Source organism: Treponema sp. Marseille-Q4523 (assembly GCF_016901105.1).
In the GTDB taxonomy this organism is placed as follows: domain Bacteria; phylum Spirochaetota; class Spirochaetia; order Treponematales; family Treponemataceae; genus Treponema_D.
Genome location: NZ_JAFEVM010000063.1, coordinates 1 through 5,503 on the forward strand (window position 1 = coordinate 1; position 5,503 = coordinate 5,503).

The 5,503-nt window shown below is 33.7% G+C and carries 6 protein-coding genes; all 6 read right to left on the reverse strand.

The genetic code is table 11. From position 1 onward, the window contains the following. Positions 1–456, reverse strand: a 456-nt coding sequence (locus JSQ97_RS12380; RefSeq protein WP_205076328.1) for a glycosyltransferase family 2 protein, incomplete at its 3' end; no start/stop codon positions are given. After that, positions 449–1,726, reverse strand: a complete 1,278-nt coding sequence (locus JSQ97_RS12385; protein ID WP_205076329.1) for a lipopolysaccharide biosynthesis protein — start codon at positions 1,724–1,726, stop codon at positions 449–451. The genes JSQ97_RS12385 and JSQ97_RS12380, both read right to left, overlap by 8 nt. 13 nt (positions 1,727–1,739) lie before the next feature. Beyond that, positions 1,740–2,717, reverse strand: coding sequence for a glycosyltransferase family 2 protein (locus tag JSQ97_RS12390; protein ID WP_205076330.1), 978 nt, complete (start codon positions 2,715–2,717; stop codon positions 1,740–1,742). Continuing rightward, positions 2,714–3,652, reverse strand: a complete 939-nt coding sequence (locus JSQ97_RS12395) for an NAD-dependent epimerase/dehydratase family protein (RefSeq protein WP_205076331.1) — start codon at positions 3,650–3,652, stop codon at positions 2,714–2,716. Before JSQ97_RS12395 ends, JSQ97_RS12390 begins: the two co-directional genes overlap by 4 nt. Next, positions 3,649–4,974: a glycosyltransferase family 4 protein gene (locus JSQ97_RS12400; RefSeq protein WP_205076332.1), complete on the reverse strand. Its 1,326-nt coding sequence runs from the start codon at positions 4,972–4,974 to the stop codon at positions 3,649–3,651. Before JSQ97_RS12400 ends, JSQ97_RS12395 begins: the two co-directional genes overlap by 4 nt. Before the next feature lie 30 nt (positions 4,975–5,004). Then, positions 5,005–5,503 (reverse strand): hypothetical protein (locus JSQ97_RS12405; protein ID WP_205076333.1); only part of this gene is annotated, 499 nt, incomplete at its 5' end.

A 5,503-nucleotide genomic window follows, 5' to 3' on the forward strand; every position in this document is an offset into this window, starting at 1 on the left:
CATTAATGTAGTTTCATTGGTTATTACTATTTTATGTATATTTTTGCTATTTATTAAAAGTGTCTTTTGAAACAGATTAGTATTCTTCGTTTTTATATGATTACCGGAAACAAAATCTGCAGAATATTCTATTGCTTGATTAAATAATAACTCAAGTACATTCGAATAGGGTAGCCAGTCGTCAGAGTCTAAAAAAAACGCATATAATCCGGAAGAAATATCTATACCTGTCTTCCGTGCCAAAGATATTCCGTAATTTTCTTGATGCTTGACAACAATATTACCATGTTTTGACCTATAGTGATCGCAGAGTTCCGCAGATCCGTCTGTTGAACCGTCATCAATCAAAACTACTTCATAATCTGTAAATGATGCTTGATTTACGACACTCTGTATACATCGATCTAAATAGTTTAATGAATTAAAAACAGGAATAATAACACTTATCTTATACATTATTACCGAGTCCTTTTATAATATTACATGCCTTTAATAATCCACACAATAGTATAATGGCCTGCAGTAAATTGGTTAGCAAGATACTGAGACAGGCGCCATATAATGCTAAATTTTTAATCAAATATGCAGAAAGTATATATGATATAAAAGTTACTATTATTGAACTTAATAAAATAAATTTTCTTCTATCGGCGATTATTAAAATTGTTGTAATAATTGTAGAAAAGGCCAAAATAAAATATGCAATAAGAATTGGCGTAAAAAAAGGAAAATAGTCGGTAATTTTATTTCCATAAACTAATTGGAATATTTTTAAACCTACAATACTATTCAATAACAAAGCAAGCGTACATCCTCCGAAAATTAACAACGCTATACGGAAAATATTTCTTAGAATAGTCCGATATTTTCCTTTACCAAATAAATCGGTAAAACGAAGAATATAGGGAGCAAAAAAACTTGCTGCCACTGTCGGTACTAAAACGACCGGCGTTGAGAGGGCTGCTAAAATACCGACAACATCAATATCTGTATATCTTTCCAATAAAATTTTAGGAAATGCGGAAAGTAGCGGAACCAATAAAACCGATATAAAAAGCGGAAAACAAACTTTTAATAAAGAGCATGCTGATTTTATATGTGTTTTCTTATATTCAATTCTATTAAAAAAAAATAAACCGATTACTTTTTTATATGAAAAAAACGTAAACATTATCGAAAATATAATGGAAAAGAGCATTCTTGTTAAAAATGCAAAAACAATATTTTGATAAAAAAAATATGTAGTGATAAAAACTATTACGCTGCATAAACTGCTTAGTAAATAGCCTTTTCCAAGAATATCCAGTCGTTTTTTTATTTGTATTTTTGTTGTAAATACATCAAAAAAAATACCGATATTTTGGGATAATAGAAATAATGTCATAGATAAAACAGTCTTCCGGTCATATTGTATGTACAGCAAAAAAATAAAATAACATATAAAACTTATCAGTATTGAAAAAAAACGTACAAATATGTAAGCAGACTCGGAAAATCTTGTATAGTTATCGGCAATTTGAAACGTTCGCACATTATATGCTGCAATTTCTTGAAAAATTGCGACAACAGCTAAGCATAAAGAAAAAATACCTGCATCGCTAAACGCTTCCATTCTCAACAAAAAAATTAATATAAGATAATTTCCTGCTAAGATTGCTGTAAGGCCTAATGTGTTCCACAATGCTTGTTTTTTTTCACTAACGACTTTCGTATTAATAGTATTCATATGTGCATAATGTTTAACTTCTTTTGTGAGAATAATAGAATATTGGAAGACTCCATAAATTACATATATCTAGCAAGTATACCGCATAAAAGGATAGGCGCGCCCTAAAACAGTACCCGTTATCCGTCAGTTTTATAGCAGGATTTTTGCGGTATGCGGGAAATTGTATCTTTAGATTATTTAAAAACTGCACAACGGTTTTTTTATCTTTTATGGTTTTATCTCGTATTCCCAATATGATAAATTCATAGGTCTTTTTAGTAGCGGCATAGCAAATTATATTTTGCTCTTGTGGCGCCGGCTCTTTGATAAATATATTTCTATATATATCTATAATATTTTTGCTTATATTCAGAATCGTATCAAGTTCGTATTTTTTTGCATTAAAATTGGATGCGCTATGATGAAAAAAGTTAAAAATTATTTTATCGACAAAGGCGACGATTTTTGCTTTAGAACACATATACCCCATTCTGTATAAGTCACCGAACACGTTATATTCTTCCGGTACCATCACAAATAACTCTTTTCTAAATGCAACTCCTTGTTCTACAACGATTGTCCAACGGCTCGGATGTTTTGAAAAACTGCGCTTTCTTCGTATACCGTTCGGCGTTACTTCCTGATACAAACCTGCAACTATATCGGCATCCGTTGCCAAAGCTTTTTGAGCAAGCAGTTCTATGCAGTCCGGTTCCATCCAGTCATCGGAATCGTTTTCTAATAAGTATGTCCCTTTTGAAGCTGCAACAGCTAACTCAGTAGCTATTCGTAAATTGTTCTTAGAAATTCTTAAAATAGTTATTTCTATATTTTTATTTTCGCTTTTAAATTGTTCGGCGATAGCAAAGCTTCTGTCGGATGACCCGTTATCGACAAGAATTAATTCAAATTGTTTGGAAGTTTGGTTCCGTATTGCCTCCAGTGTTTTAGGGAGTGTCTTTTCATTGTTATAAAATTTCATAAATATTGAAATAAATGGAGTATTCATTTTTTTTCATCCTGTTTTATTATATCTTTAAGCCAAATTAAAGTTTGTCGGATTCCGCTTTCAAAATTAACGGCAGGAATAAAGCCGAATTCTTTTTCCAAACGCCCTGTATTCAATTCAGCGTAATCAAGTATAATACCGTCAAAGGGCACTGCACCGAAATTTAACTGTGCACGAGGATTAACTATATCTCGCATTTTCACGACAAATTCTTTAAGCTTATACTGCTCTCTGTTACCGATGTAGTAGTTTGCATACGGTATGCCTTTTTCGGCGACAAGTCTGATAGCTTTTACCGCATCCGATATGTATATAAAATCATACAGCTGTTCTCCGCTCGTTAAGGCGCATTCGTTTTCTTTCAGCATTGAACGCATAAATGTACTTATAAATCTGGGAGAAATTTCTCCGACTCCATAGGTATTGGATATTACGGCATTTATGTATTCGATACCGCATTGGCGGGCTATGGTTTTTGACATAAAATCCGCGGTTAACTTTGCCGTTTTGTAGATATAGCTCATTCCCGGATGTGCGTTATTTTGCGTCAGATAACCGATCGCTTCATATTCCATAAGGCTTCCTGCGTGGATAAAACGCTTGCAATTACATTCTTTAGCGGCGCTCACCGCATTGCAGGAAGCTTCAACATTTGACAGCTGAATCTCAAAATCTCCACGTTCATCTCCCGCAGCGCCGTCCCATGCAAGATGAACAAAGAATTCACAGTCTTCATTTATCAATCTGGGTAATTTATGAATTGCGTAACTGTTGCAGTGGACGATATCAATATGCTTTAAATGTGCGAGAGCGGAAATATTCGAATGCTTGTTTCGCACCACGGCAATGACATGATATCCGTTTTCGGTAAGTTCTTTACACAGCCAGCTTCCTATAAAGCCGTTTGCACCGGTTACGATTACACGCTTGCTCATATTAAATCCGCCCACTTTTTTAAAATTTTTGAATCAGGAAAATAACACAGATATTGTAAGACACTTCCCTTATTTTTTGAATAAAACATGGAATTTGTGTTATACAAATCTTTTATCTGCACTTCAGCCATTTTGAGTTGCTCGGCATCACGAGCATTGAGATAATCCTTAAATGGTTTTGCATGGTTGCCCAGAGAAAGTATATAAAGCATCTCGGGAGAAACTGTATCGATTTTGCCGGTCAGCCATTGCCGCTGTTGCTTTGGCAACTTCATTTCTTCTTCAAAAACGGAATACCATTTATTAATAGTTCTATTTATATCGTATAGATTTGAAGCAAACTTTTGTGCATTCGCTTGCAATTCTTTACGTTTATCGGGATTTTTATACAAAAACTCTATTCCTGCCGAATATTCCTCATAGGTATTTGCAACAATACCCGTTTCCATATGTTTGATAATATAGCGCTCCGGTGGATTATTTAAAACTACGGGAACAGCGCCGCCCATCATAGCCTCTCCTATAGACTGCTCACAGGTTGCAAAATTTTGCGGCTGTAGCGGATACCCGAAGACATCAAATTGTGCTACAAAAGGCACTATACTTGGGACTCTTCCTTCAAAGGAAAAGCGATCATATACATTTTTTGCTTTTGCTTCGTCGATAAGGTGCTGCTGAGAATCTCCTGAACATACGATAAATTTTACATCCGGAATATTGACGGCAGCGCATAAATCAATGAACTTCGGATTAAGTTTCCCAAAATCGACCGTTCCTGTAAATCCGACAATGAATTCTTTATGCTCAGGCCTTTTCAGGTTCTTAAAAGATTCAACACCGATAGTCGACCAATTTACATCCAATTTATATTTCTTTTCTTCGGGAAGTTTTTTTATATCGGCAGCTTCGTAACTTACCGGAGATGTAAAAATATATTTATCACAAAAATCTATATCTTGCTCGGTATTGACATACGGAGGGAAAAGTCCCGAAACATGGTTCCACATAATAAGTCTGCATGCAGGAAAATCCCGATTAATCATAACATCATAAAGCAAGGGATGATTCCAATAATGAATCAGTACAATATCCGATTCTTGAATCTTTTCCATCAACAAATTGTTAAAAATCGGATCAAAATAAGCTCCGTCATAAATGGTAACATTAGCATAATTATCATGCACCTGTTTCCAGTCCGGATTATTATTTCTGTCAAGTGAAATAATCGTATGCTTGGTATCCGTCGAATCTTTCATCATCCAATTCAAGACCACAGAACCGACTCCACCGCCGAGATGCGGGGTAATATGCAATATATTCATTGTTCACGTCTCCTGATTTATATAAACCATTTATAAATTACTTAAAAAGATTACCTTATTTTTAATTCCTGCTGATTTTACTTGTCTCAATATATCCTTATGGTACAAATTAGGTAAAAAAATTATAGGATATGAATTATCTATATCTGGTAGTTTTATAATTTGTCTATCAAGTATTAACTTACCAATTCTATTTGGAGAAGAATCTATTATATCATGAATTATACACGCCTCATTTAAATGCTTCACTATTCCAAGTGTTGAAGATCCTATTCCCCAAATATTTACATGTTTATTATTTATTTTTTTTAATATTTTGCTCAGATGCTTATACGATTTTTTGATATATAAATCTATTGTATCTTTATACAAATTCCGATTAAGCACCATCGAATATTTAGAGTTTTTCCTACACAAATAACAAATTATAGGAAATCCATACAAATCCATTTTCTTACCTACAATAACCTCAAATCCATGTTTACCTAACAAGTATAAGAGGCTCCTATCTGTAAAATGATTAATATGT

What these genes read in the sequence shown, in the direction of transcription:
- JSQ97_RS12400 (WP_205076332.1), bottom strand. Translation starts at nt 4,974, where the DNA reads ATGAATATATTGCATATTACCCCGCATCTCGGCGGTGGAGTCGGTTCT.
- JSQ97_RS12385 (WP_205076329.1), bottom strand. Translation starts at nt 1,726, where the DNA reads ATGAATACTATTAATACGAAAGTCGTTAGTGAAAAAAAACAAGCATTG.
- JSQ97_RS12390 (WP_205076330.1), bottom strand. Translation starts at nt 2,717, where the DNA reads ATGAATACTCCATTTATTTCAATATTTATGAAATTTTATAACAATGAA.
- JSQ97_RS12395 (WP_205076331.1), bottom strand. Translation starts at nt 3,652, where the DNA reads ATGAGCAAGCGTGTAATCGTAACCGGTGCAAACGGCTTTATAGGAAGC.